The 24,831-nt window shown below is 72.3% G+C and carries 23 protein-coding genes and 2 tRNA genes; 12 read left to right on the forward strand and 13 right to left on the reverse strand.

Features of this window, described 5'->3' with window-relative positions:
• The first annotated feature begins 80 nt into the window (after positions 1–80).
• The 6 genes from ehuB to ACF1AG_RS04275 all read left to right on the forward strand — a co-directional run bounded on the left by ehuB (position 81) and on the right by ACF1AG_RS04275 (position 4,317).
• Complete coding sequence (gene ehuB / locus ACF1AG_RS04250; protein ID WP_359603372.1) at positions 81–995, forward strand: ectoine/hydroxyectoine ABC transporter substrate-binding protein EhuB; 915 nt, start codon at positions 81–83, stop codon at positions 993–995.
• On the forward strand, positions 992–1,693 hold the full coding sequence (ehuC, locus tag ACF1AG_RS04255; RefSeq protein ID WP_359603373.1) for an ectoine/hydroxyectoine ABC transporter permease subunit EhuC: 702 nt from the start codon (positions 992–994) through the stop codon (positions 1,691–1,693). Before ehuB ends, ehuC begins: the two co-directional genes overlap by 4 nt.
• Positions 1,690–2,340 (forward strand): ectoine/hydroxyectoine ABC transporter permease subunit EhuD, encoded by a 651-nt coding sequence (gene ehuD, locus ACF1AG_RS04260; protein WP_359603375.1) that lies wholly within the window; start codon positions 1,690–1,692, stop codon positions 2,338–2,340. Before ehuC ends, ehuD begins: the two co-directional genes overlap by 4 nt.
• On the forward strand, positions 2,330–3,121 hold the full coding sequence (gene ehuA / locus ACF1AG_RS04265; RefSeq protein ID WP_006131601.1) for an ectoine/hydroxyectoine ABC transporter ATP-binding protein EhuA: 792 nt from the start codon (positions 2,330–2,332) through the stop codon (positions 3,119–3,121). The genes ehuD and ehuA overlap by 11 nt, the downstream gene beginning before the upstream one ends.
• Before the next feature lie 195 nt (positions 3,122–3,316).
• Positions 3,317–4,075, forward strand: a complete 759-nt coding sequence (locus tag ACF1AG_RS04270) for an IclR family transcriptional regulator C-terminal domain-containing protein (protein ID WP_359746282.1) — start codon at positions 3,317–3,319, stop codon at positions 4,073–4,075.
• 168 nt (positions 4,076–4,243) lie between these two features.
• A tRNA-Lys gene (locus tag ACF1AG_RS04275) sits at positions 4,244–4,317 on the forward strand.
• A gap of 75 nt (positions 4,318–4,392) precedes the next feature.
• On the opposite strand, the gene ACF1AG_RS04280 is transcribed toward ACF1AG_RS04275, so the two are convergent.
• The 3 genes from ACF1AG_RS04280 to ACF1AG_RS04290 all read right to left on the reverse strand — a co-directional run bounded on the left by ACF1AG_RS04280 (position 4,393) and on the right by ACF1AG_RS04290 (position 7,493).
• Complete coding sequence (locus tag ACF1AG_RS04280) at positions 4,393–4,998, reverse strand: lytic polysaccharide monooxygenase (RefSeq protein WP_359603379.1); 606 nt, start codon at positions 4,996–4,998, stop codon at positions 4,393–4,395.
• A 128-nt stretch (positions 4,999–5,126) separates the two neighbouring features.
• Complete coding sequence (locus ACF1AG_RS04285; protein ID WP_359603381.1) at positions 5,127–6,299, reverse strand: SPFH domain-containing protein; 1,173 nt, start codon at positions 6,297–6,299, stop codon at positions 5,127–5,129.
• A gap of 81 nt (positions 6,300–6,380) precedes the next feature.
• Positions 6,381–7,493 (reverse strand): hypothetical protein, encoded by a 1,113-nt coding sequence (locus ACF1AG_RS04290; protein WP_391809285.1) that lies wholly within the window; start codon positions 7,491–7,493, stop codon positions 6,381–6,383.
• A 196-nt stretch (positions 7,494–7,689) separates the two neighbouring features.
• On the opposite strand from ACF1AG_RS04290, the gene ACF1AG_RS04295 reads away from it, so the two are divergent.
• The 3 genes from ACF1AG_RS04295 to ACF1AG_RS04305 all read left to right on the forward strand — a co-directional run bounded on the left by ACF1AG_RS04295 (position 7,690) and on the right by ACF1AG_RS04305 (position 12,209).
• A tRNA-Lys gene (locus ACF1AG_RS04295) sits at positions 7,690–7,763 on the forward strand.
• A gap of 472 nt (positions 7,764–8,235) precedes the next feature.
• Positions 8,236–10,272, forward strand: coding sequence for a glycosyltransferase family 2 protein (locus ACF1AG_RS04300; RefSeq protein WP_359603384.1), 2,037 nt, complete (start codon positions 8,236–8,238; stop codon positions 10,270–10,272).
• Entirely contained in the window at positions 10,269–12,209 is a 1,941-nt protein-coding gene (locus tag ACF1AG_RS04305; protein ID WP_391809286.1) for a galactose oxidase-like domain-containing protein, read from the forward strand. The genes ACF1AG_RS04300 and ACF1AG_RS04305 overlap by 4 nt, the downstream gene beginning before the upstream one ends.
• Before the next feature lie 76 nt (positions 12,210–12,285).
• Here ACF1AG_RS04305 and ACF1AG_RS04310 read toward each other — a convergent pair whose 3' ends face one another.
• The 5 genes from ACF1AG_RS04310 to ACF1AG_RS04330 all read right to left on the reverse strand — a co-directional run bounded on the left by ACF1AG_RS04310 (position 12,286) and on the right by ACF1AG_RS04330 (position 17,520).
• Entirely contained in the window at positions 12,286–13,317 is a 1,032-nt protein-coding gene (locus ACF1AG_RS04310) for a glycoside hydrolase family 6 protein (protein WP_391809287.1), read from the reverse strand.
• Between the two features lie 415 nt (positions 13,318–13,732).
• Positions 13,733–14,398, reverse strand: coding sequence for a class F sortase (locus ACF1AG_RS04315; RefSeq protein WP_359607722.1), 666 nt, complete (start codon positions 14,396–14,398; stop codon positions 13,733–13,735).
• A gap of 8 nt (positions 14,399–14,406) precedes the next feature.
• Positions 14,407–14,973 carry a hypothetical protein gene (locus tag ACF1AG_RS04320; protein ID WP_387794322.1) on the reverse strand — a complete coding sequence of 189 codons (567 nt, stop codon included), beginning with the start codon at positions 14,971–14,973 and terminating at the stop codon, positions 14,407–14,409.
• A gap of 111 nt (positions 14,974–15,084) precedes the next feature.
• The gene (locus tag ACF1AG_RS04325; RefSeq protein WP_391809288.1) at positions 15,085–15,867 is read right to left on the reverse strand and encodes an HAD-IIA family hydrolase; all 783 of its coding nucleotides are present in this window, start codon (positions 15,865–15,867) and stop codon (positions 15,085–15,087) included.
• 564 nt (positions 15,868–16,431) lie between these two features.
• Positions 16,432–17,520, reverse strand: a complete 1,089-nt coding sequence (locus tag ACF1AG_RS04330; protein ID WP_391809329.1) for an ROK family protein — start codon at positions 17,518–17,520, stop codon at positions 16,432–16,434.
• 80 nt (positions 17,521–17,600) lie between these two features.
• Here ACF1AG_RS04330 and ACF1AG_RS04335 point away from each other — a divergent pair, with 80 nt between their 5' ends.
• Together ACF1AG_RS04335 and ACF1AG_RS04340 are read left to right on the forward strand one after the other, a co-directional pair.
• The gene (locus tag ACF1AG_RS04335) at positions 17,601–18,677 is read left to right on the forward strand and encodes a Gfo/Idh/MocA family oxidoreductase (RefSeq protein ID WP_387794320.1); all 1,077 of its coding nucleotides are present in this window, start codon (positions 17,601–17,603) and stop codon (positions 18,675–18,677) included.
• Positions 18,674–19,162 (forward strand): heme-degrading domain-containing protein, encoded by a 489-nt coding sequence (locus tag ACF1AG_RS04340; RefSeq protein ID WP_387794318.1) that lies wholly within the window; start codon positions 18,674–18,676, stop codon positions 19,160–19,162. Before ACF1AG_RS04335 ends, ACF1AG_RS04340 begins: the two co-directional genes overlap by 4 nt.
• A gap of 6 nt (positions 19,163–19,168) precedes the next feature.
• On the opposite strand, the gene ACF1AG_RS04345 is transcribed toward ACF1AG_RS04340, so the two are convergent.
• The 5 genes from ACF1AG_RS04345 to ACF1AG_RS04365 all read right to left on the reverse strand — a co-directional run bounded on the left by ACF1AG_RS04345 (position 19,169) and on the right by ACF1AG_RS04365 (position 23,267).
• Positions 19,169–20,257 carry a hypothetical protein gene (locus ACF1AG_RS04345; RefSeq protein ID WP_391809289.1) on the reverse strand — a complete coding sequence of 363 codons (1,089 nt, stop codon included), beginning with the start codon at positions 20,255–20,257 and terminating at the stop codon, positions 19,169–19,171.
• Positions 20,258–20,412: 155 nt separating this feature from the next.
• Positions 20,413–21,270 carry a fumarylacetoacetate hydrolase family protein gene (locus ACF1AG_RS04350; protein ID WP_359746260.1) on the reverse strand — a complete coding sequence of 286 codons (858 nt, stop codon included), beginning with the start codon at positions 21,268–21,270 and terminating at the stop codon, positions 20,413–20,415.
• Between the two features lie 147 nt (positions 21,271–21,417).
• Positions 21,418–22,152 (reverse strand): YidC/Oxa1 family membrane protein insertase, encoded by a 735-nt coding sequence (locus ACF1AG_RS04355; protein WP_391809290.1) that lies wholly within the window; start codon positions 22,150–22,152, stop codon positions 21,418–21,420.
• 138 nt (positions 22,153–22,290) lie between these two features.
• Positions 22,291–22,650 (reverse strand): DUF6412 domain-containing protein, encoded by a 360-nt coding sequence (locus ACF1AG_RS04360; protein WP_359607679.1) that lies wholly within the window; start codon positions 22,648–22,650, stop codon positions 22,291–22,293.
• An 89-nt stretch (positions 22,651–22,739) separates the two neighbouring features.
• Positions 22,740–23,267, reverse strand: a complete 528-nt coding sequence (locus ACF1AG_RS04365) for a winged helix-turn-helix transcriptional regulator (protein WP_391809291.1) — start codon at positions 23,265–23,267, stop codon at positions 22,740–22,742.
• Between the two features lie 153 nt (positions 23,268–23,420).
• Here ACF1AG_RS04365 and ACF1AG_RS04370 point away from each other — a divergent pair, with 153 nt between their 5' ends.
• Complete coding sequence (locus tag ACF1AG_RS04370; RefSeq protein ID WP_359607677.1) at positions 23,421–24,821, forward strand: MFS transporter; 1,401 nt, start codon at positions 23,421–23,423, stop codon at positions 24,819–24,821.
• Positions 24,822–24,831 lie beyond the last annotated feature (10 nt).

The following is a 24,831-nucleotide window of genomic DNA, read 5'->3' on the forward strand; positions in this document are numbered from 1 at the left end:
GCCGGTCAAGACCGCCCCACCGCTGAACGGGGCCGAAATTGGCCGGAATAACTCGCATCCGTTCGGGTAGCCGCGCCGCCATGGCTCCACCACTTCAACCACTGAGACGAATAACAGGGACCTCAGGGCCCTCGCGTCGGTCGCTGCTCGCGGGGGTCGCGGCGCTCGGCGCGCTGGGCGCGGCGGGGTGCTCGCGTGTGCCGACGGCGTCCACGACGGACGGAGGCGACCTGCTCGAGCGGCTCAGGGCGGCCGGCGTGGTCCGGCTGGGCATCGCCGGCGAGATCCCGTTCGGCTACATCGACAAGAACGGTGAGCTGACCGGCGAGGCGCCCGAGCTGGCCAAGGTCATCTTCAAACGGCTGGGGGTGGACCGGGTGCAGCCCGTGCCCACCGAGTTCGGCTCGCTCATACCCGGGCTGAACTCACAGCAGTTCGACGTCGTGGCCGCGGGCATGTACGTGAACCCCGAGCGCTGCGAGCAGGTCATCTTCTCCGACCCCGACTACCAGATGCTCGACTCGTTCATCGTCCGCAAGGGCAACCCGCTGGGGCTGCGCGACTACCAGGACGTCGTCGAGAAGAAGGCGAAGTTCGCCACCGGCACCGGTTACGCGGAGATCGCGTACGCGGTGGAGGCCGGCTACAAGGAGAGCGACATCCTGATCGTCCCCGATCAGGTGGCCGGCCTGAACGCCGTCGAGGCCGGGCGTGTCGACGTCTTCGCCGGTACCGCGCTCACCACCCGCGAGGTGGTCAAGAAGTCGGGCAAGGCCGAGGCGACCGAGCCGTTCAAGCCGCTCGTCGGCGGCGAGCCGCACGTCGACGGCGGGGCGTTCGCGTTCCGGCCGACCGAGACCAAGCTGCGGGACGCCTTCAACGTCGAGCTGGCGAAGCTGAAGAAGAGCGGCGAGCTGCTGCGCATCCTCAAGCCGTTCGGGTTCACCGAGGACGAGATGACCGATCTGACCGCGAAGGAGCTCTGCGGCGGATGACTTCCGGACTCTGGGAACGCGTACTCGACGGCGTCTGGGTCACGATCCAGCTGCTCGTGCTCAGCGCCCTGCTCGCCACCGCGGTGTCGTTCGTGGTCGGCATCGCCCGCACCCACCGGCTGTGGATCGTCCGCTTCCTCGCGGGCTTCTACACCGAGGTGTTCCGCGGCACCTCGGCGCTGGTGATGATCTTCTGGGTGTTCTTCGTACTGCCGCCGGCCTTCGGCTGGCAGCTCGTGCCGCTGTGGGCGGGCACCCTGGCGCTCGGCCTGACCTACGGGGCGTACGGCTCGGAGATCGTGCGCGGCGCGCTCGCCGCGGTCGACCCGGCCCAGCGTGAGGGCGGCATCGCCCTCAGCTTCACGCCCTGGCAGCGGATGAAGCTCATCCTGCTGCCGCAGGCGGTGCCCGAGATGATCCCGCCGTTCTCCAACCTGCTGATCGAGCTGCTCAAGGGCACCGCCCTGGTGTCGGTCATGGGCATGGGCGACCTGGCGTTCAGCGCCAACCTGGTCCGCCTGGCGCTGCAGGAGAGCGCGGAGATCTACACGTACATCCTGCTCATCTACTTCGTCATCGCCTTCCTGCTCACCCGGTCGATGCGCGGACTGGAGAAGAAGCTGAAGGCGGGCGTCGGCAAGGCGCCGAAGAAGAAGGCCGCCGCGGTGCGCGTGCCCGAGGGAAGTGGTGTCTCGTGACGTGGGACTGGGGCGCGGTCGCCGACTTCATGCCGTACTTCTGGGACGGTCTGTGGGTCACCCTGCAGATCCTGGTGTTCGGTTCGCTGATCTCCTTCGCGCTGGGCCTGGTGTGGGCGCTGCTGATGCGGACGCCGACGCGCTGGGTGACCTGGCCGGTCGGCGGCGTCACGGAGTTCATCCGCAACACCCCGCTGCTGGTGCAGCTGTTCTTCCTCTTCTACGTGCTGCCCGAGTGGGGGATCACCTTCTCGGCGATGACCACCGGCGTCTTCGCCATCGGGCTGCACTACTCGACATACACGATGCAGGTCTACCGCGCCGGTATCGAGGCCGTGCCGGTGGGCCAGTGGGAGGCGGCGACGGCGCTGAACCTGCCGTTGCGCCGGACGTGGACCGTGGTGATTTTGCCGCAGGCCGTGCGCCGGGTGGTGCCCGCGCTCGGCAACTACGTCATCTCGATGCTGAAGGACACCCCCCTGCTGATGGCCATCACCGTCCTGGAGATGCTCGGCCAGGCGCGGCTGTTCGCCCAGCAGAACTTCCAGTTCACCGAGCCCCTGACGGTGATCGGCGTGGCCTTCATCGTCATCTCCTACCTGGCCTCCCTTGCCCTGCGAGCCCTGGAGCGACGCCTTGTCCACTGACACCCACGCCCCGTTCGAAGAGAAGCCCGAGACCCCGCGCGCGACCGGTGAGCTCATCCGGCTGGAGCGGGTCACCAAGCGCTTCGGGGACCACACGGTCCTGGACAACCTGGACTTCTCGGTGGACGCCGGGAAGCACGTGACGCTGATCGGCCCGTCGGGGTCCGGCAAGACCACGATCCTGCGGCTGCTGATGACCCTGCTGAAGCCGGACGAGGGTGTCATCACCGTCGACGGGCAGCAGCTGTTCCCCGCGCCGGAGAAGCAGGTCCGCGAGGTCCGCAAGAAGATCGGCATGGTCTTCCAGCAGTTCAACCTGTTCCCGAACATGACCGTGCTGCGGAACATCACCGAGGCCCCGGTCACGGTGCTCGGCATGTCCAAGGACGCGGCCGAGGAGCGGGCGCGGGAGCTGCTGGAGATGGTCGGGCTGACCGACCACCTCGACAAGCACCCGGCCCAGCTGTCCGGCGGCCAGCAGCAGCGGGTGGCGATCGCCCGTGCGCTGGCGATGCGCCCGCAGGTGCTGCTGCTGGACGAGGTCACCTCGGCGCTCGACCCGGAGCTGGTGGCCGGCGTGCTGGACGTGCTGCGGGACATCGCCCGCTCCACCGACATCACCATGCTCTGCGTGACCCACGAGATGAACTTCGCGCGGGACATCTCGGACCAGGTGCTGATGTTCGACTCGGGCCGCGTCATCGAGGCGGGCTCGCCGGAGAAGATCTTCAACGAGCCCGAGCACGACCGGACGCGGGAATTCCTGAGCGCGGTCCTGTAGTCACGGAGCGCGCCGGGCGCATCACCCGAGGTCCACGGCCTGGGTCATACCTGTGGCATATGCCAGAGGATCGGCGCCGCAGTTCAGAGGGCCGCAATCTTGTCAACCCCCGCCTTGGAAAACGCCTTTGACGGCTATCGTGGAGGGGATTCGTTGACCGGATTGCGGCCCTACGAGCGAGCGCAGGGGGAAACCGTGGCGCTGAGGCACGAGCCGACCGCGTCGTACCACTCGGTCCAGGACGCGCTGCGCGTCCTGGAGACGGTGGCGCGGCGCGGCACAGGAATCAACGAGACCGAACTGGCCCGCGAGACCGGCATCGCCACGGAGCGGCTGACCACCCTCCTGCGCATGCTGCGCCGCGAGGCCTACGTCGAGCAGATCGCCGACGGCGCCTATGTCACCGGGGCGGCCTTCACCCGCCTCGGCTCCGCCGACGGGCACCGGCAGGCCCTTCGGGACACCCTCCAGCGCACCCTCGACCGGCTGCGCGACTCCGTGGGCGCCGCCGTCTACCTCAGCCGGTACGTCGACGGCGAGGTCCGGGTCACCCAGTACGCCGACTCCCCGGCCACCCCGAAGGTGAACGAGTGGGTGGACTTCCGTTACTCGGCGCACGCCACGGCGGTCGGCAAGAGCCTGCTCACCCAGCTGGACCACGAGGGCCGGCGCGACCACCTGGCCCGGCACCGCCCGGCCCGGCTCACCTCGCGCACCATCACCAGCGACCGCCTGCTGCTGTCGAAGCTCGCCGCGCAGCCGCCGACGGTGCCGGTCCTGGACCTCCAGGAGTACGCGGTCGGCACGGTCTGCGCGGCCGTCCCGCTCACCGCCGGGTCCACGGCGGGATGCCTGGCGCTGTCCCTGCCGCTGGAGCACGCCCACCGGCTGCGCCGGGCCGCCGACGCCCTCAACCGCAACGCCGCCCCGGTGCTGCTGTCGCTGGCGATCTGAGCCTGCGGTCCGGACCTCGGCGGGAGTGGCCCGAGCCTGCGGTCCGGACCTCGGCGGGAGTGGCCCGAGCCTGCGGTCCGGACCTCGGCGGGAGTGGTCGGGAGCACTCTCCCGGACCGGGTATTATTTTTCCCGTCGCCGACCGCGGAAGCGGACGGCGGGAGTCATGCGCCGCTAGCTCAGTTGGTTAGAGCAGCTGACTCTTAATCAGCGGGTCCGGGGTTCGAGTCCCTGGCGGCGCACCGAGAAGGGCCTCTCGTGGGAGCGAGAGGCCCTTTGACGTGCCCGGACATCCGGGGCGACGCCCCGGACCGCTCCTAGAAGGTCACGTCGGAGCAGGCGTAGAACGCGTTGCCCGTGTCGTGGACCGTCCACACCGCGAGGATCACGTGGTGGCCGCTGAGCCCGCTGGGCAGCCGGCCGCTGTGCGACAGGGTCTGCGGCGGACGCTGGCCGTTGTAGGGGACGGTCAGGAACGGCGTGAGGTTGAGGTCGGACCGGGACAGGTTGTGGTTCTCGTTCCAGCCCGGCTTGGTGACGTAGTACTTGAAGTCGGTGGTGGCGTGCATCGCCGTGAACTGCCACCGGAAGGTGTACTGCTGGCCGCCGCTCACCCGGGTGGTGGGCCAGGCGCCGCCGGACGGGGTGCGCGGTGCGTCGAGGGGGGAGAAGGACGCGTTGCCGGCCGAACAGAGCGTGCCGTCGGCGGGGCCTGCCGCCGGGAAGCCCTTCGGGCCCTCGACGCTCTGCGGCTCCCACTGAATGGCGCCGCAGTTGGAGACGCCGCCGTTCTGGCAGAGCTTCTGCCTGCTGACCGGCAGGTCGGTGTAGCCGTGGCCGCTGGCGCCGCCGGAGGAGAGCACGAGCGCTCCGGTCGTGGCCAGTCCCACCGCGGCCGCGTACAGCTTGGTCCGTTTACGCATGCTGCCGCTCCTGGAGTGTGGGGGAGGTGTCAGGGGTGCAGGTCTAGACCAAGTCTCAGGGTAGGGACGGTTGTTGAACATGTCCATACCAATCGCGGAGCCTGTTTTCCCCGGCGGTTCCCCGCCGTTCAGGCCCCGGTCTCGCCCCGGCCCGCGCAGAACGCCACCGTCAGGTCCTTCACCAGCACCTGGCGCTCGTCGTCGTCCAGGTCCAGCAGACCGCGCATGGTCAGCCGGGTCACGGTGTCCTCCACCGAGTCCACGACCGCGCCGATCGCACTCGCCCGGTGCCGGGCGTCCAGCGCCGCGAGCCGGCGCCGGTGCATCGCGGCCGCCACCTCCGGCGCGTACTCCACCCGCAGCGGACGCACCGCGCACACCTCCAGCCCCACCGGCCCGGCGTCCGCCGCCGCCAGCCGGGTCAGCGCGTCCTGCGTCGCCTGCACCGCGCCCCGCCCGGCGCCCGGCGCGGCCACCGGCACCCGCAACAACGCCGCCTCCACGCACGCCCGCAGATACCCCTCGTGGTCCTCGATGCCCAGGGTCGCCCGCGCGGTGTCCCGCACCCGCCACACGACCAGCACCGACACCCGCAGCGCGACCCCGCCCCGGTCCGCCGCCGGGAGCGGCTCGCCCCGCCAGTGCCTCAGCCGCACGTCGACCCGGCGGCGCAGCAGCAGCGGGTTCACCCACAGCAGTCCGGTCCCCCGCACGGTCCCCCGGTAGCGGCCGAACAGCTCCAGCACCCAGGCCCGCCCGGTCCGGCCACGGGCCAGACCGCCGAAGCCGAAGAGCCCGAGCGCCCCGGCCCCGGCGAACGCCGCCCACTGCGCGGGCCCCAGGCCGCCGGCCCCGGCGGACGGTCCGAACGCCTGCGCCGCGAACGGTGGCAGCACCCCCGCCCACCACGCGGTGACCGCGCAGCCCGCCGCGCCGCACAGCCCCGCGAGCACTCCGGCGATGCCCGGCAGCACCCGCGCGGGCCGCTCCTCGACGTCCGGGTCGACGCGGGGCGCGGACGCGCGGGCCCGTACGCCGATGTCCTGCGTGTCCCGGTCATCCTTCTCCGGCTTCTCCGGCTTCTCGGCCTTCTCGGGCGGGGGACGGTGGGCGACGACCGCGGGCCGCAGCTTCACCTCCGCGGGCGGCGCCGAGGGTTCCTCACGGAACAGCAGGTGGACGGGGATCTCGGTGGTGGACTCGGTGTGGATCAGCCGGGCCGGACGGGCGGCCGCGACGGCGGCGTCGGGCCCCTCGGACTCGGGGACGTGCTCGGGGATGTGGGATGTCGTGGTGGTCATGCGTGCCTCCAGCCTCCGCGCCAGATGCGTCACATCGATGGACTCGGGCGGGGCGGACGCCCGGCGCCCCGGTAGGTCGGGTCAGGCGAAGAGCCGGCGCCAGGTCTCCGGACCCGCGGCGCCGCCCGCCGCCCCGTGCGGTGCGGGCGCGGCGAGAAGGCCCACCGGGACAGAAGCGGAACCTCCGTTTGAGCCGTCCGGGACCTCGCCGGACCGTACGCCCGACAGCCCGGGAGCGCCGTCCGCGGCGACGCCCCGCCGCGCCGGCGCCACACCGGCCGCCCCCTCCCCGGCGTCCGTTCCGCCGGGAGCGTCCGGCACGGCGGACGCCGGCGCCCCGCCACCCGGCACGACGGCGTCCGCGCCCTCGGTGACGGGTGGGGAATCCGCCACCGGCGACCCGTCCGGAAGCGTCGGCGAGGCGGGCGCGGCGGTCTCCGGAGCGGCCCCCGCGGCCCCGTCGGTCACGCCCTTGTAGCGGTACGGCACATAGCGCGCCGAGTTGTTCCAGTAGGCGTACGGGGTCGTCATCTTCCGGGTGTGCGGCGGGGTCTGCTCGTAGGCGACGTACTGGGTGCGGGCGGTGTTCGCCCACCCGCCGAAAATGACGACGTGCGAACCGTTGTACGGGTCGGACGCATTGTGGAACAGGAGGATGTCGCCGGGCTGGAGTTCCGCCTTGGTGATTTTGTCGGCGTATTGCGCGAGGCTGCCCGTCCATTCGTTGCCGGGCAGTTTCCAGGCCATCGACACATAGCCGGAGCAGTCCTGCCGGTATCCGTCGGACCAGTAGGAGGACACGCTGTAGGGGACCTTCTGGCTGACCCAGGCGGCGGCCCGCTTGACGATGTCCGTCCGGCTGATCGCGGGGACCGTCCCGGGCGGCAGCGCGGGACCCGTGCGCCCGTCGGAGCCGAACAGCGGGCCCGGCGCACCCTGCCCGCCGCCGCTCCCCTGGTCCGCGGGGACGCCCTGACCCGCGGAGAGCCGGGTGTCCTGGACGGCGACCGCGGGGGCCGGGTGGGCGCCGAGCGCGACGGACGCGACCGCGGCCACCACGAGGGCGGTGTGCCGCGCCGGGGAGCGCCGCAGCCACCGCGCGCGCGGAAGCGGCCGCTCCCGCCCTTCACCCGCGCGGCCGAGGCACGCGCGGTCTCCGGCCGGACCGAATTCCTCGCCCACCGGAGACCCCATGCGATTCCCCTCACATTCCCGGAACGTTTCTCCGCCTCTGCGCACGAGCGTCAGTGTCGCAACGGTCTTTCCGGCGCGCACTTTGACGGTCCGAATGATGTAAAGCACCCCTCCACCGGACGCGCCGGGTGGCGGGGGGCGGGCCGGGGTGGTCACGGGCACCTTCCGGTGTCCTGTAGAGTTCTGCCGTCAGCAGGCGCCGCTAGCTCAGTTGGTTAGAGCAGCTGACTCTTAATCAGCGGGTCCGGGGTTCGAGTCCCTGGCGGCGCACCGACACGACGGGCTCCTCGTTCCACGAGGGGCCCGTCGGTTTTTGGCCGGAAACTCTCTCGCCCCCGTTGAGCGCCCCGCCCTCGCGCCCCGTACGGAACTGTGACATCACAGGACGTCCTCGGGCGTCACAATGACCCCTTATGCCCGGTCTGCACCGTGTTTCGCACCTTGCGATCATGAGGAGTGAACCGGGACCCTAGGTCCCTTCAACGATCCGCGCCGTCGCGGTCGTTGGGGGGACCGGGGGGAGCACCGGCCGTCGGCCGGAACGGGGTGGAGGGACCCCGTTCCCCCGCGCCGGCACCGAAGGGGGATCATGCAACCGGAAGGACACGAAGTCGTGTCTATAAGGTGTGCGTGACGTGGTGACCGCGGTCCGCCACTGACACGTCCGGAGGTCGAGGGGGACCGGCCCGGACGTAAGGAAGCGACGAAACACGCGCTCTTGCCGCGTGTGGGGGGAAGACTCATGACGTCGACGCCGACGGGCGCCCACCGGGACGACGACCCGTCCCAGACCACCCAGCTGCGGGTGCCCGGCCACCGGAACTGGAACACCGGTACGTTCCGCCGGATCAAGAAAGCGCTGCCCAGATACGACTACGAGCACTACAGCCGCCTCGCGGGTCCCCTCACCCAGCCCGATCCGAACAAGCCGTACAAGGTCCAGTACCGCTCGCTGATCTCGCAGGAGCCGCACCGCATCCGCATCGCGCTGATGCTGCTGGCGGCCCCCGTGCTGTCGCTGGTGCTGCTGGTGTGGCTGCTTCAGCCGTCGCACTGGACGGAGCGCGACCACCCGGCGTTCGAGTGGCTGCCCGCCCTCGACGTCGTGATGCTCGTGTCGATCGGTCTGATCGAGTTCTTCCGCTGCATGAACGTGGTGTCCAACGCGCACGCCACGCTCGTCGCCCGGGACCCGGTCCCGGTGGTGCCCGAGACCGGCACCCGGGTCGCCTTCCTCACCTCCTTCGTGCCCGGCAAGGAGCCGCTGGAGATGGTGACGAAGACCCTGGAGGCGGCCGTGAAGATCCGCCACCGGGGCCTGATGCACGTCTGGCTGCTCGACGAGGGCGACGACCCCGAGGTGAAGGCGGTCTGCGAGCGCCTCGGCGTGCACCACTTCTCCCGCAAGGGCGTCGCGAAGTGGAACCAGAAGAAGGGCCCGCACCGCGCCAAGACCAAGCACGGCAACTACAACGCCTGGCTGGACGCGCACGGCGACCACTACGACTTCTTCGCCTCCGTGGACACCGACCACGTGCCGCTGCCGAACTACCTGGAGCGGATGCTCGGCTTCTTCCGCGACCCGGACGTCGGCTTCGTCATCGGCCCGCAGGTCTACGGCAACTACGACAACTTCGTCACCAAGGCCGCCGAGTCCCAGCAGTTCCTCTTCCACGCGCTGATCCAGCGCGCCGGAAACCGCTACGGCTCGCCCATGTTCGTGGGCACCTCCAACGCCGTGCGCATCAAGGCGCTGAAGCAGATCGGCGGCCTGTACGACTCGATCACCGAGGACATGGCGACCGGGTTCGAGATGCACCGGGCGAAGAACCCGGAGACCGGACGGAAGTGGCGCTCGGTCTACACCCCGGACGTGCTCGCGGTCGGTGAGGGCCCCAACGCCTGGACCGACTTCTTCACCCAGCAGATGCGCTGGTCGCGCGGCACGTACGAGACGATCCTCAAGCAGTACTGGAAGGGCTGGTTCACGCTCCCGCCGAGCAAGCTCTTCAACTACACGATGATGATCATCTTCTATCCGATGTCCGCCCTGAACTGGATCCTCGCCGCGCTCAGCTGCGCGCTGTTCCTGGGCCTGGGCGCCTCGGGCGTGAACATCGACCCGGCCGTCTGGCTGATGCTCTACGGCAACGCCTCCGCGCTGCAGATCGGCCTGTACGTCTGGAACCGCCGGCACAACGTCTCCCCGCACGAGCCGGAGGGCTCCGGCGGTGTGGCCGGCATGGTGATGTCCGCGCTGTCGGCCCCGCTCTACGCGAAGGCGCTGATCGACTCGGTGCTGCGCCGCAAGAGCAAGTTCGTGGTCACCCCGAAGGGCGACTCGGCCAGCCCGGACACCTGGTTCGGCACCTTCCGTTACCACTGGTACTTCATTCTGATCTTCGGTGGCTCCATCGCCGCGGGCTTCGTCCTCGGACACTCCCACCCGGCGATGGTCATCTGGGCCACCTTCGCCCTGCTCATCACCGCGGCGCCGATGTTCGCCTGGCGTCACGGGATGCGGCAGGACCGGAAGAAGCCCGGTGCGCACGCGGCGGGGCACCGGCGCGAGGACGCGACCCCGGCCGACGGCGTGCGGATGCCCCAGCAGCAGCACGCCCCGCACCAGCCGCAGCCCCGGCCCCACTGGGCCGGCTCCCACGGCGCACCGGGCGGATCAGGGGGCCCCGAAGGGCCGGGAGGCCCCGGGGGCGGCAACCCCGGTGACGACCAGACCATGCAGATCGCCCTTGGTGGACTTGGGGGACGTAAGGAATGACTGACCGTGCAGGCCGCCGCCGCGCCCGTCGGGTCGCGATAGGCACGGCGGTGGTGCTCGCGCTGGCCGGGATGAACGGCCCGTGGCTCTACCGCTTCGGGTCGGAGAAATACCACCAGTACAAGATCGATCAGCCGGAGTACAAGGCCGCGAACGGCAAGTGGGAGATCGTCGAGTTTCCCGAGAAGTACCGGCAGAACACCATCCACGCGGCGCTGCTGCGCACCGGCAAGGTGCTGCTCGTCGCGGGATCGGGCAACAACCAGGACAACTTCGACGCAAAGAGGTACGACACCCGGATCTGGGACCCGGTCAAGGGCACCGTCAAGAAGGTGCCCACGCCGTCCGACCTGTTCTGCACCGGGCACACGCAGCTCGCCAACGGCAACCTGCTGATCGCGGGCGGCACCAAGCGGTACGAGAAGCTCAAGGGCGACGTGAAGAAGGCCGGCGGCCTGATGCTCGTCCAGAACGAGAACCCGGACAAGCCGATCACCCTCCCGGCGGGCACGAAGTTCACCGGCAAGGAGAACGGCAAGACCTTCGTCTCGAAGGACCCGGTGCTCGTGCCGCGCGCCGAGAAGAACTTCGACCCGGAGACGGGCGAGTTCCTCGGCAACACCCCGGGCGTGGGCCGTATCTACGTCGAGGCGCAGAAGGAGGGCGCCAAGTACGAGACCGGCACGCAGGACAACTACCGGGTGCAGGGGCTCACCGGCGACGACGCCCGCAACACCTACGGCATCGCCGAGAAGCTCGCCCTGGACAAGAAGGACTTCCAGGGGATCCGGGACGCCTACGAGTTCGACCCGGTCGCGGAGAAGTACATCAAGGTCGACCCGATGAAGGAGGCCCGCTGGTACCCGACGCTCACCACCCTGAGCGACGGGAAGATCCTCAGCGTCTCCGGCCTCGACGACATCGGCCAGCTCGTCCCGGGCAAGAACGAGATCTACGACCCGGAGACGAAGGAGTGGGAGTACACCGACAAGGAGCGTCAGTTCCCGACCTACCCGGCGCTGTTCCTGATGCAGAACGGCAAGATCTTCTACTCGGGTTCCAACGCGGGCTACGGGCCGGACGACGTCGGCCGCGAGCCGGGCGTCTGGGACGTGGAGACCAACAAGTTCAAGAAGATCCCCGGGCTGAGCGACCCCGACCTGATGGAGACGTCCGGCACGGTGCTGCTGCCGCCGGCCCAGGACGAGAAGTACATGGTCATCGGCGGCGGCGGGGTCGGCGAGTCCCCGCGGTCCAGTGAGAAGACCCGGATCGTCGACCTGAAGTCCGACGACCCCGAGTTCGTCGACGGGCCGTCACTCGACAAGGGCACCCGCTACCCGCAGGCGTCGGTCCTGCCGAACGACGAGGTGCTGATCTCCGGCGGCTCGGAGGACTACCGCGGCCGCAGCGACTCCAACATCCTCGAGGCGCGGATCTACGACACGGAGAAGAACGAGCTGCGGCGGGTCGCCGACCCGCTGGTGGGCCGCAACTACCACTCGGGCTCGATCCTGCTGCCCGACGGCCGCGTGATGTTCTTCGGCTCGGACTCGCTGTTCGCCGACAAGGCCAACACCAAGCCGGGCGAGTTCGAGCAGCGCATCGAGATCTACACCCCGCCGTACCTGTACGGCGACGAGGAGCAGCCCGATCTCTCCGGCGGGCCGCAGACCATCAAGCGCGGCGGGTCCGGCACGTTCACCTCGCAGGACGCGGCGTCCGTCAAGAAGGTCCGGCTGATCCGGCCGAGCGCCACCACCCACGTCACCGACGTGGACCAGCGCTCGATCGCCCTGGACTTCACGACCGACGGCGACCGGATCACGGTGACCGTGCCGAAGAACAAGAACCTGGTGCAGTCCGGCTGGTACATGCTGTTCGTCACCGACGGCGACGGCACGCCCAGCAAGGCCCAGTGGGTGCAGGTGCCGTAGCGCGCCCGCCGGTACGAGGGAGGGGCGCCGTGCGATCCGCACGGCGCCCCCTCTCGTGTTCCTCGCCGCCCGGCCGCTACGCCGTCGACGCGCGTGCCAGCCCCAGGGCGTACTCCTCCCACCACTCGCCGGCCTTCGGTCCGCCCTTGCACTCGCCGTCCGACTCCCCCGGGCGCTTGATCCACAGGTAGGCGTCGACGAGCGGGTCGGACGTGCGGGCCGTCGGGGTCTCGCCGAGCGCCCGGCCGGGCGGGTTGCACCAGCGTTCGTCCGGATCGCCCCCGGTGTAGGGGCCGTTGCCGTTGCGGCTGGTGTCGACGACGAAGTGCTTTCCGCCGACCTTGGCGGACAGCTCCTTGCCGTAGGCGATGGAGTCCTCGGTGGTGTAGAAGTTCGAGACGTTCACCGCGAAGCCGTCGGCCTGCTCGACCCCGGCCCGCTTCAGCGGCTCGTGGATCTGGTCGGGGTTGCCCCAGCCGGCGTTGCCCGCGTCCAGGTACACCTTGGTGTTCTTCAGGCCCTTGAGCTTGGTGACGGCGCCGTCGAGGAGGTCGTAGCGCTCCTCGTGGAACTCCTCCGGGGTGCAGCCGTCGACGAGGTGCAGCACCGCGTCCGGTTCCAGCACCACCGTCGCCGGGCGGTCCCCGATGCCCTCGGCCACCGCGTCGACGAAGTCCTGGTAGGCGTCGCCGTCGGCGGCGCCGCCCTGCGAGTACTGGCCGCAGTCGCGGTGCGGGATGTTGTAGAGGACCAGCACCGCGCGGCGGCCGGCCTTGTCGGCGCCCTCGGTGAACTCCCGCGCCTGCTCCTCGGCTTTCTGCGGGTCGATCCACTCCGCGACGGGCTGCTCGGCGATCTTCCTGAGCTGCTGCGCCTCGGCCTTCCTGCCGTCCCCCAGCAGCTCGCCGACCTCGCGCGCGGCGGCACCGTCCGGATTGACCCAGAAGGGGTCCGCCTCCTTCGGCTGCTGCGTGACGACGGCCGAGGCCGAGCCCTCCTTGCTGTCGTCGCCCCCGGAGGAACATCCCGCGAGCAGCAGTGCCGCCCCCAGCACCGCTGCGGACGCCCGCCCTCCGGCGAACGCCCCGACCCCCCTGCTGCCGTACATCCAACCCCCCTTGGGTGCACTTGTTCCAAGTGTTCCGAGCCCCAATCCTGGCATACCCCGCGGCCCGCCCGGACGGCCGAGTGCCGCTTGTCCACGGCCTGTTACAGCGGGCCGGGGACGCCGTGGCGCCGTCCGCGCGCGATGTGGCCGGATCCGCGCCCACCTGCGCCGATCACGGAATGCGACCGGTCCGGGACTTGACGTGCGCCGGCCACTGGGCCGGGCCCGGCTTTCCCTCTAGAGTCGTGTGCGCCGGCCGGCCGACCGCGGGCCGGTGCTCCCGCGTGCCATCCGCACACCTCCCGCGCGTCCCGCCGGGTCACCTCCCGCGGCCCGTGCCCCGCGCGGTCGAGGCGGCCCGGCCGACGGCCTCCGGGGAGCAGGCCGCCGGCCGGGCCGAGGGCTGCCGCTCCGCTCACGCGTCGGTGCGGGGCGCCGATGCGTCGGTGAGGTACGCGGAGACGACGACGTTCGCCTCGTAGGCGCCGGCCGCGGTGTCGAAGGCCCCGCCGCAGGTGATCAGGCGGAGCTCGGCGCGCCCGTCGTGGCGTGGGCCGTACGCCTCCCGGGCGTCGAAGCCGTCCCGGTCGAGCACGCGGACGTCCTCGACGGTGAACTCGGCGACCGTGCCGTCGCTGCGGGCCACCCGGATCTCCTGACCGGGCTCCAGCGTGTCCAGCCGGTGGAAGACGGCGGGCCGCGTCTCGGTGTCGACGTGCCCCACCATCACCGCGGCGCCCTCCGCGCCGGGGGCGGCGCCGGCCGCGTACCAGCCGACCTCGCCCGCGCGGTCCAGCGGCGGCGGGTCGGGGGCGCCGCGCTCGTCCAGCCCGCGGGCGACGACCGGGGCGCGCAGGTCCAGGCCGGGAATGTCGAGGGTGAGCGGGTCCGCGGACCTCAGCGGCCGGTGCACGGTGGGCAGGTCGGTCAGGGGCGGGCGTCCGGCCGCCGCCATGTCGCCGGTGGCGGGCCCGGCCGTCCCGGCGGGCACCTCGGTGAGTCCCTGCCCCCACAGCCACAGTCCGAGCAGCAGCGCCACCCAGACCGCGCCGGCGGGCAGCCGTTTCGTCAGGTCGCGCATGATGCCGGTCAACCCGTCCTCCGGCCGCGCCGCGTCTGACGGCGGGCCGCTCGGTGCACGGTGAAGGCGGCGGTCCCGGCCAGGGCGAGGGCGACCACCGTCTGCGCGGTGCCGGGTCCGTGCTGCTCGGGGCCGCCGGCGACGTCCCGCGCGGCGCCGCCCGCTCCGGCGTTCACGGGGGCGACGGGCGAGTGATGCGCGGAGGGCTCGGCGCCCGCGGCGGGCGTGTGCTTCCGGACGACCTCGACGGTGCCCCTGTGCTCCGTGCCGTCGCAGACGACGGTCACCGCGTACGTCCCGGCGGCGACCGTGGACCGCACCCGCCCGTCGCCCGCGAGGCCGTCACCGCCGTCGTCGGGGGTGAGGCGGGCGCCGGACACCAGCGCCGGGGACTGCGCGACCGCCTCACGGGCGTCGCACCCGGTCACTCTGAGGGCGATGTCGCCGCCGGGTGCGGGAGCCGCGGGGGCCACCGAGACGTCCCCGCCGGCCGCCGCGTACGCCGCACAGGCCGCCGGGCCGAACGCGGTGACGGCCAGGACTCCCGCGCAGAGTGCGAGTCGCCGCTTACCCATCGTGAACCTCCAGACACTCTGGAGGTTCCCCCGCCCGGTCCGGCCCCGCACCCTCTTACGCGCGGCACTGGACCGGGCGGGTGAACAAGGTACGGCGAAACGGCCGTACGACTATCGGACGAGGTCGACGATGTCGGCGATGGAGCCGACGACCTCGCTCGGCCGGTACGGGAAGTTCTCCACCTGCTCGGGTCGGGTCAGCCCGGTCAGCACCAGGTACGTCTTCATGCCGGCCTCGATGCCCGCCAGCACGTCGGTGTCCATCCGGTCGCCGATCATCGCGCTGCTCTCGGAGTGCGCCCCGATGGTGTTGAGCCCGGTGCGCATCATCAGCGGGTTCGGCTTGCCCGCGAAGTAGGGCTGCCGGCCGCTCGCCTTGGTGATGAGCGCGGCCACCGCGCCGGTCGCCGGGAGCGGGCCCTCGGTGGAGGGGCCGGTCTCGTCGGGGTTGGTGCAGATGAACCGGGCCCCGGCGTTGATCAGCCGCACCGCCTTGGTCATCGCCTCGAACGAGTACGTGCGGGTCTCGCCGAGGACCACGTAGTCGGGGTCGTGGTCGGTGAGGATGTAGCCGATGTCGTGCAGCGCGGTCGTCAGACCGGCCTCGCCGATGACGTACGCGGAGCCGCCGGGCCGCTGGTCGTCGAGGAACTTGGCGGTGGCCAGGGCGGACGTCCAGATGTTCTCGATCGGCACCTCGAGCCCCAGCCGGCGCAGCCGGGCGTGCAGGTCGCGCGGGGTGTAGATCGAGTTGTTCGTCAGCACCAGGAAAGGCCGCCCGGACTCGCGCAGCTTCTTGATGAAGGCGTCTGCCCCGGGAATCGGCACCCCTTCATGGATCAGCACCCCGTCCATGTCGGTGAGCCAGGACTCGATGGGCTTGCGGTCTGACATGTGCGCGCTCTCCTGCCGTCGTCGGGCCCTGTGGGCCTCAGCCTAAATCGTCCCGGGTGCGGGGCGTCCATGGCCGATCGCGCAGTTCCCCGCGCCCCTGAGGGTGCTTCCGTCGCCGTGCCGCTGACAGCAAAACCCCGCCGTCGCGGGCAGTCGTGCCGCCGCATTGCCGGGTGCGGGTCAGCCGAGGCTTGTCGCGCACTTCCCCGCGCCCCCGAGGGTGCCTCCGTCACGATGCCGCTGACAGCAAACCCCCGCCGTCGCGGGCAGTCGTGCCGCCGCATTGCCGGGTGCGGGTCAGCCGAGGCTCGTCGCGCACTTCCCCGCGCCCCCGAGGGTGCCTCCGTCACGATGCCGCTGACAGCAAACCCCCGCCGTCGCGGGGTCGTGCCGCCGCATTGCCGGGTGCGGGTCAGCCGTGGCCGATCGCGCAGTTCCCCGCGCCCCTGAGGGCGCCGCCGTTGCGGGCAGCCGTGCCGCTGGGGCGGTAGGGGGGGCGCGGCGGCACCCCGTAAGCGCCGGGTTGCGCGATACCCCCCGCCCGGCCCCCACACCGTGGACTGCTCACCCGTCCTGCCCGAACACCGGCGCCAAGACCAACTGCGCCGCCCCCTCGGCAACCCGCGACTCCCCGGACACCAGCCCCACGCCCACACACTCCTCCCCCGTCCGCCGCGCCCGCGCCTCAAGCACCCCCCGCACGCCGTCCAGGAACACCCCCGGCGCCCCCTCCACCGTCCGCCCGCCCACCAGCACCCGGTCGATGTCCAGCAACCCCACCAGATTCGCCGCCCCGGTCCCCAGCACCCGAGCCGCCTCCCCCGTCTCCCCCCGCGCCACCGCCGCCAGGCACAACGCCTCCACGCACCCCCGGTCCCCGCACCCGCACGGCGGCCCGTCCAGCTGCACCACCTGGTGCCCGAACTCCCCCGCCCCGGTCCGCGGCCCCCGGTGCACGCTGCCGCCGACCACCAGCCCGGCCCCCAGCCCCGTACCGAGGTGCAGATAGGCGAAGGACCCGCCCTCGCCCCCGACGGCCAGCCCGAGCGCCACGGCGTTGGTGTCCTTGTCCACCACCACGGGCACACCTCCCAGCCGCGCGGACAGCGCGTCCCGCAGCGGGAAGCCGTCCCACTCGGGGAACCCCGTCACCCGGTGCAGCACCCCCCGCCGATGGTCGAGCGGCCCGGGCAGCGCGACCCCCGCCCCCAGCAGCGACCGCACCCCCGCGGCCTCCGCGCCCAACTCCCCCACCACGGAGGCGACCCGCCCCAGCACCGCCTCCGCGCCCGCCCCCAGGTCCAGCGCCGCGTGCCGCCGCGCGACCACCGTGCCGTCGAGATCCGCCAGCACGGCCCGCAGCTCGTCCCGGTCCAGATGCACGCCCACCGCGTGCCCCGCCTCCGGCACCAGCCGCAGCACCGTGCGCGGCTTGCCGCCCGTCGACGCCCGTCGCCCTGCCTCCGCCACGAGGCCCTCCTCGCGCAGCCGGGCGGTTATCTTGCTGACCGCCTGCGGAGTGAGCCCGGTGCGCTCGGCGAGCTCCAGCCGGCTGATGCCCTCGGCCCCGGCCGTGCGCAGCAGTTCCAGCACCAGCGCGGTGTTGTGGCTGCGCAGGGCGAGCAGATTGGCCCCGCCGCCCGCGCCTCGCATGCCACCGCCGTACGTCCTGTTCACCTGCCCATTGTGTCGCGCCCTTGCACTTTGGCAACAGCGTTGCGAAAGTAGGACGCATGACTGGCACTCCCCTCCGCGTCGGCCTCGTGGGCTACGGCCTCGCGGGTTCCGTGTTCCACGCCCCGCTGATCGCCGCGACCCAGGGCCTCGCGCTCGACACGGTCGTCACCTCGAACCCCGAGCGGCAGGCGCAGGCCCGCGCCGAGTACCCGGACGTACGGGTCGCCGCCTCGGCGGACGAGCTGTGGGCGCGCGCGGACGAACTGGACCTGATCGTCGTCGCGTCGCCGAACAAGACGCACGTCCCGCTCGCCACCGCCGCACTGGAGGCCGGTCTGCCGGTCGTCGTGGACAAGCCCGTCGCGGGCACGGCGGCCGAGGCCCGGGCGCTGGCCGAGCTGGCCGAGAAGCGCGGCCTGCTGCTGTCGGTGTTCCAGAACCGCCGCTGGGACAACGACTTCCTCACCCTGCGCCGGCTGATCACCGACGGCGAGCTGGGCGAGGTGTACCGGTTCGAGTCACGCTTCGAGCGCTGGCGCCCGCAGCTCAAGGGCGGCTGGCGGGAGTCGGGCGACCCGGCGGAGATCGGCGGCCTGCTGTACGACCTCGGCAGCCATGTCGTCGACCAGGCGCTGGTCCTGTTCGGCCCCGTGACGTCGGTGTACGCCGAGGCGGACGTCCGTCGCGAGGGCGCGCAGGCCGACGACGACACCTTCGTCGCGCTCACCCACGAGAGCGGGGTCCGCTCCCACCTGTACGTCTCCGCGACCACCGCCCAGCTCGGCCCGCGCTTCCGCGTCCTCGGCTCGAAGGCCGGTTACGTCAAGCACGGCCTGGACCCGCAGGAGGCCGCGCTGCGCGACGGTTCCCGCCCGGGCGCGTCCGGTACCGGGTGGGGTGCCGAGCCCGAGGAGCTGTGGGGCCGTCTCGGCGCCGGGGAGTCCCCGGTGACCGGCGGCGGCAGCCTTGTCCCCACCCTGCCGGGCGACTACCCCGCCTACTACGCGGCCGTGGCGCGGGCGCTCCTCTCCGACGGCCCGAACCCGGTGACCGCGCAGGAGGCCGCCGCGGCGCTCGACGTCCTCGAAGCGGCGCGCCGTTCGGCCGCCGAGAAGGTGACGGTGACCCTGTGACCACCACCCCGAAGCCGGAGCTCACCCCGACGGTGGAGGACCTGGAGGCGCAGGAACGCCGCCTGGTCTTCCGGCAGTTCACCTACGACGACGCGTGGGCACTCGGCTCCCTGCTGGTGGGGCTGGCGCGTGAGCGGCAGGCGCCGGTCGCGATCGACATCCACCGCGCGGGCCAGCAGCTCTTCCACGCGGCGCTGCCGGGCTCCACGCCCGACAACGACGCGTGGATCGCCCGCAAGCGCCGGGTCGTGGAGCGGTACGGCTCCGCGTCCTACCTGGTGGGCGCGCGGTTCCGGGCGAAGGGCACGACGTTCGAGGAGTCGTCCCGCCTCGACCCGGACACGTACGCGGCGCACGGCGGCTCGTTCCCGATCACGGTCGAGGGCGTGGGCGTCGTCGGCGCGGTGACGGTCTCGGGCCTGCCCCAACTCCAGGACCACCGGCTGGTGGTGGAGGCGCTGGAGCACTTCTTGTCACGGGCCTGACCCGGGTCATCCGACGAGGAGCAGGACGACGAAGAGCAGGACGACGGCCCCCAGCACCGCCGCGAAGACCTTCGTCCTTCCCTCGTCCGAGAGCCGCGCGTGGATCTCCAGGTCTCCGGAGACGCCGCGAAAAAGGTGGTACTCCCGGTTCCCGCTGCCCCGCGGTGTCGCCCGGACGACGGTGAGCCGCTCGATGACGACCGTGCGGTCCTGCTCCCCTTCCTGCTGCCGCAGGTGTGGTGCGAGGACCGAGCGGTGGTCGGCGGAGAGGTCGTCGGGGAGCGGTTCGCCGGCGGCGAGCCGGTCCGTGCGCCAGGCTCCCGCTCCCAGGCCGGCGGCCACGCGCTGGGGCAACGGGTCGGGGTGGGTCACCGATTCGGTCCGTGAGGTCCAGGCGATCCGCCCGGCCGTCCAGGACGTCGTCCGCCCGTGACCGCGGCACGTCTCGCACCGGACGGTCCCGGTCGCGTCGCAGGCCCCGCACGGGATGCGCCCGGGTGTCTCGCACCTGTCGCATCTGACCCTCCCCCAGCCCCGGCATCCGGGGCATGCGCTGTCGGGGTTGTGGCAGGCGTCGCAGGTCACCCGCTGCTCGGGGTGCGCCGCCCGGTGCGCAGGAGAAAGCGCGTCCGGAGGCGGGCTGCCGGGGATACCGCCGTGCTTGAGGTACTGGCTGCACGGGGAGACCCCCGCGCACACGGGACACGGCTGGGACGGCTCGCAGGTGCGGTACGTCATGCCCTTGCAGTCGGCGCACTGCTGCCGGCCGTTCGCGCAGCCGCAGGACCGCACGTTCACCGTGCCGCGCCGGACCAGTTCCACCGGCTTCTCCAAGGGCTTGTCGCGCGGGCCGAGTTCGTAGTCCCGCAGCACGTCGTAGACGGGGCGGTCGGCGAGGCCGACGGAACCGGGTTCGTGCCGTGTCGCCTCGGTGCGCCGTTCGATGTGCCGGGTGACCGAGGCGCGGAGCAGGGGCAGCCGGGTCAGGGTGAAGTCCGCCGCGGTGTGACCGTTTCCTTTCCCCTTGCCACGAGCCAGATACGCGTCCAACCTCGCCCGCACCTCGTCCTCGGACGGATCCTCGGCCACCTTCACGCAGCTCACTCCCCCCTGTTAGGGCCCCGCCCCGCCCGCCGCGGGCGTGACCGGCGTCGGGCGGACCCAGTGTGGCGGGGCGGGGCACGCCGGGGAAGAGCGCGTACGACGGCCCTGCGGGGGAGCGCGGGGACGCCCGCGCTCCCCCGCCGCGGCTACGCCTGCGCCAGCACCTGCCGCTGCCGTCCCAGCCCCGTGACCTCCAGCTCGACCACGTCCCCCGCCCTCAGGTACGGCTTCGGTTCGGGGTGGCCCATCGCCACCCCAGCGGGGGTGCCGGTGTTGATGACGTCGCCCGGGTACAGGGTCATGAACCGGCTGACGTAGCGGACGACTTCCCCGACCGGGAAGATCTGTTCCGCCGTCGTGCCGTCCTGTTTCAGCTCGCCGTTGACCCACAGCCGCAGGGACAGGTTCTGCGGGTCGGGCACCTCGTCGGCGGTGACCAGCCAGGGGCCGAGGGGGTTGAACGTCTCGCAGTTCTTGCCCTTGTCCCAGGTGCCGCCGCGTTCGATCTGGAACTCCCGCTCGGAGACGTCGTGGGCGACGGCGTACCCGGCGACGTGCGCGAGTCCTTCCTCCGCCGAGTCCAGGTACCGCGCGGTCCGCCCGACCACGACGGCGAGTTCGACCTCCCAGTCGGTCTTCACCGAGCCGCGCGGGATCAGCACGGTGTCGTCGGGGCCGACGACGGTGTCCGGTGCCTTGAAGAAGACCACCGGCTCGGCGGGCGGCTCGGCGCCGGTCTCGCGGGCGTGGTCGTGGTAGTTCAGCCCGATGCACACGATCTTGCCGATCCTCGCGAGCGGCGGCCCGGTGCGCAGTCCCGTCGCGTCCAGCGCGGGCAGGTCGCCGGCGGCGGCCGCGCTCCTGATCCGGCCGAGGGCGTCCTCGTCGGCGAGGAGCGTCCCGTCGATGTCCGCGACGAGTCCGGACAGGTCCCGGAGGGTCCCGTCGGGGTCGAGCAGCGCGGGCCGTTCCCGTCCCGCCGTACCGACGCGCAGCAGCTTCATGGTCGTGTCTCCCTCGCTCGCGGGCGCCCGCCCGACGGGGACGACCGGTGCGGCGGGCGCGGCCGTCGGAGGACCGGCCGATCCTCCAGGCCGGGCCCTCCACTCCGCAAGACCCCGTTCACGTGCTGGACCGTGCCCTCCGCCGGCTCACCGGTACAGCACGGACCGCTCGATCACGCTCCACGTCGTGGAGGTGACCACGTAGAGCGCGGCGGCGAGGGGCACGACGGCCACGGTGACCAGGGTGAAGAAGGACATGAACGGCATCACCTTCATGACCCCGCCCATGGCGGCGGCGCCCGGCACCTGCGGGTCCGCGCCCGCTCCCGCCGTGCCCGCCATCGCCGCCGACGCCTCGGTCATGCGGCGGGAGAGCCGGTAGCTGAAGTACGCGACGACCGTGACGACCGCGAAGAGGCCGAGGTACACCAGGCCGGCCCCGCCGAACGCGCCGCCGTCGTCGAGGGCGTCCGCCCACCGGCCGCCGAGGGGCGCGTCGAGCAGCTGGTGGGTGAGCAGGGCGTTGGGCTCGCCGCCGATCGAGCCGCTGGAGAAGAGGTGGTAGAGCAGGAAGAACGCGGGGAGCTGGAGCAGGCTGGGCAGGCAGCCGGACAGCGGGGACACCTTCTCCTCGGCGTGCAGCTCCATCACGGCCTTCTGGAGCTTCTCCGGGTTCTTGCCGTGCTTGCGGCGCAGTTCGGCGATACGCGGCTGGAGCGCGGCCCGCGCCTTCTGCCCGCGCGCGGCGGCGCGGGAGAGCGGGTGGACGAGAAGGCGCACGAGGGCCGTGAACGCGATGATCGCGGCGGCCGCGGCGGACAGGCCGAACAGGGGGCGGAGCAGGTCGGCGAGCTGCTCGACCAGGGTGGCGAAGACAGACAAGGGTGAGCCCTCCGGGGGTCTCGTCGTGCCGGGGGTCCCGGCGCGGCGGACGGCCGGGACGGGACGGGGATGGTCGGCATGACGACCGCGCGCGGGGCGTGCGGAGGGAACGTGGGCAGAACGTCCTGCGGAAGCGCCCTACGCGGCGGTCGTCCGGAGGGCGTGACCGGGCGCTCGGGGGCGGGTGCGCCCCTTGGCGTCGGGATCCCGCTGAGGGAGGAAGGCCGTACGCCGGTCGCGGTCGCGCAGGGCCGTGCGGACCCGGGTGGGCGGCACAGCGGGCGCGCTGCGGGCGGCGATCACGGCGCAGGTGGTGAGGGCGGCGCCGGCCGCCGCGGTCGCGGCGAGCGTGACGTGGACCAGGGAGAGGCCGCCGTCGGGGGCCGGGGTCAGCAGTAGGGCGATCTGGAGCAGCGGGAAGAGCAGGGCGAGGAGGGTGCGCGCGGAGCGCGTGGCCGGCCGTCCCGCGGTCGAGTGCCGGGTGGTGAACCCTGACATGGGCCGTGTCCCCCCTCTCTCCGTCTCTCGGTGCGTCGCGTGCACCGCATTGTGCCAGGTCCCTCTGTCAGCTCGGTGTGAGCCGTCCCTCAGGCGGGGTCGACCTCCACGGGCTGCAGCAGCCGCTTCGGCTTGAGGAGCGCCCGGCTGACCGGGTCGGCCGGGTCCCGGCCGAGGTCCGGTCCCGGCACCACTTCGATGTCGGGGACGGCCACGACGGTTCCACAGGCGGGGCAGTCGCTGTACGGGCCGAGCTCGGTGCCGCAGGCGGCGTGGCGGAAGATCCGCAGCTGCCGCCCGGTGAGGTGCTCGCGGCCCCACAGCCCGAGGGCGCGCAGGGTGGGCCACAGGGCGATGCCCCGGTCGGTGAGGACGTACTCGTCGCGGGGCGGGGACTCCTGGTAGCGGCGCTTCTCCAGGATGCCCTGGGCTGTGAGCGTCTGGAGGCGGGAGGCGAGGACCGCGCGCGGGATGCCGAGGCGGACGAGGAAGTCGTTGTAGCGGCGTACACCGTAGAACGCGTCGCGGATCACGAGCAGCGTCCAGCGTTCGCCGATGACCTCCAGGGCGCTCGCGATGGAGCACTCCTGCGTCGCGTAGTCCTTGCCCTGTGCCATGCCGTCCACTGTAACCACTTTTCCGATTGTTGGTTCAATCAGCGAACCGACTGGTGCTACCCTGGCAGGGTCCCGGTAGGTTCAATTACCGAACCTACACACGCGCCTCTCACCCGCCCCTCCCTCCCCGACCCCGCAGAGGACCCCGACGACATGACCGCCACCCCTGCCACCGCCGCACAGGCGCAGGCCGCCACCGCGCGCGCCGCCGGCCCCGAGTCACCTCCGCGCCCCGGCGCCACCCTGGCCCTGACCAGCGCCGCCACCGCCGTGGCGCTAATGACGTACACCGCCCCGATCGTCACGCTGCCCGCCACCGCGGCCGCCCTGCACACCCCGCTGTCCGCGCAGGCGTGGCTGCTCAACGGCACCCCGCTCGGGCTCGCCGCGCTGCTCCTGGTGGCAGGCAGCCTCGCCGACGACTACGGCCGCCGCCGGATCTTCGTCTGGGGCACCCTGGCGCTCGGCGTCACCACGGCGCTCGGCGCCCTGGCCACCGACACCTGGCTGTTCACCCTGGCCCGGATCGCGCAGGGCGCGGCCAGCGCGGCCCTGCTGGCCAGCAGTCTCGGCCTGATCGTGCACGCCTTCCCGACGGCCGCCGGACGGCTGCGGGCGACGGGCGTGTGGGGTGCCTTCGTCACCGGGGGCATCGCGGTGGGCCCGCTGCTCGCCGCCGGGATACCCGACTGGCGCGCGGTCTACGGCGTCCTCGGCGCCGCCTCCGTGGTGATCGCCCTGCTGGGCACCAGGGCGCTCACCGAGTCGCGGTCCGCGCGCGGCGGCCGGCCCGACTTCGCGGGGGCCGCGACGTTCGGACTCGCGCTCGTCTCACTGGTGGCGGCCCTCACGCTGGGCCGGGACGGCTGGCTGCGGGCGCCGGTGTGGCTGCTGCTGGGCGCGGCCGTCGTCCTCCTCGCCGGGTTCGCGCTGGTGGAGCGGCGCACGGCGACCCCGATGATCGACCTGTCCCTGCTCCGCCACCGCGGTTTCCTCGCCTCGTCCGTGGGCGGCCTGTTCACGGGACTGTCGGTGATCGGCCTGTTCAGCTTCCTGCCTGCGGTGCTCCAGCGGGTGCTGGGGATGTCCGCGATGGACACGGCCCTGCTGACGCTGCTGTGGGCGGGCCTCGCCTTCGTCGTCGCGCTGCAGGCCCGCCGCCTGGCCGGCCGTGTCCCGACCCGCGTCCAGTTGGCCATCGCGTTCGCCCTGCACGCGGTCGGCGTGATCACCATGCTGGGCGCGCTGGACGCGGGCTCCACGGCGCGTTTCGTCCCCGGCATGCTGATCGCCGGCGTCGGCAGCGGCCTGCTCAACGCGGCGCTGCCCCTGCTCGCCGTCGAGTCGGTCCCGGCCGCGCGGGCCGCGATGGGCTCGGGCGCGCAGCAGACCCTGCGGTACATCGGCTCGTGCGCCGGCGTCTCCCTCACCATCGCCGTGGCGACGTCGTCGAGCGGCGGCCCGGCCCGCGGCACGGACATCGCGATGGTGGTGTCCGCGGTGCTGGCGCTGGTCGCGGCGGTGGCCGTGCTGGCGCTGCGGGAACGGTCTTAGGACCGGGGCG

The organism is Streptomyces sp. NPDC014764 (assembly GCF_043082785.1).
GTDB classification, from domain to species: domain Bacteria; phylum Actinomycetota; class Actinomycetes; order Streptomycetales; family Streptomycetaceae; genus Streptomyces; species Streptomyces althioticus.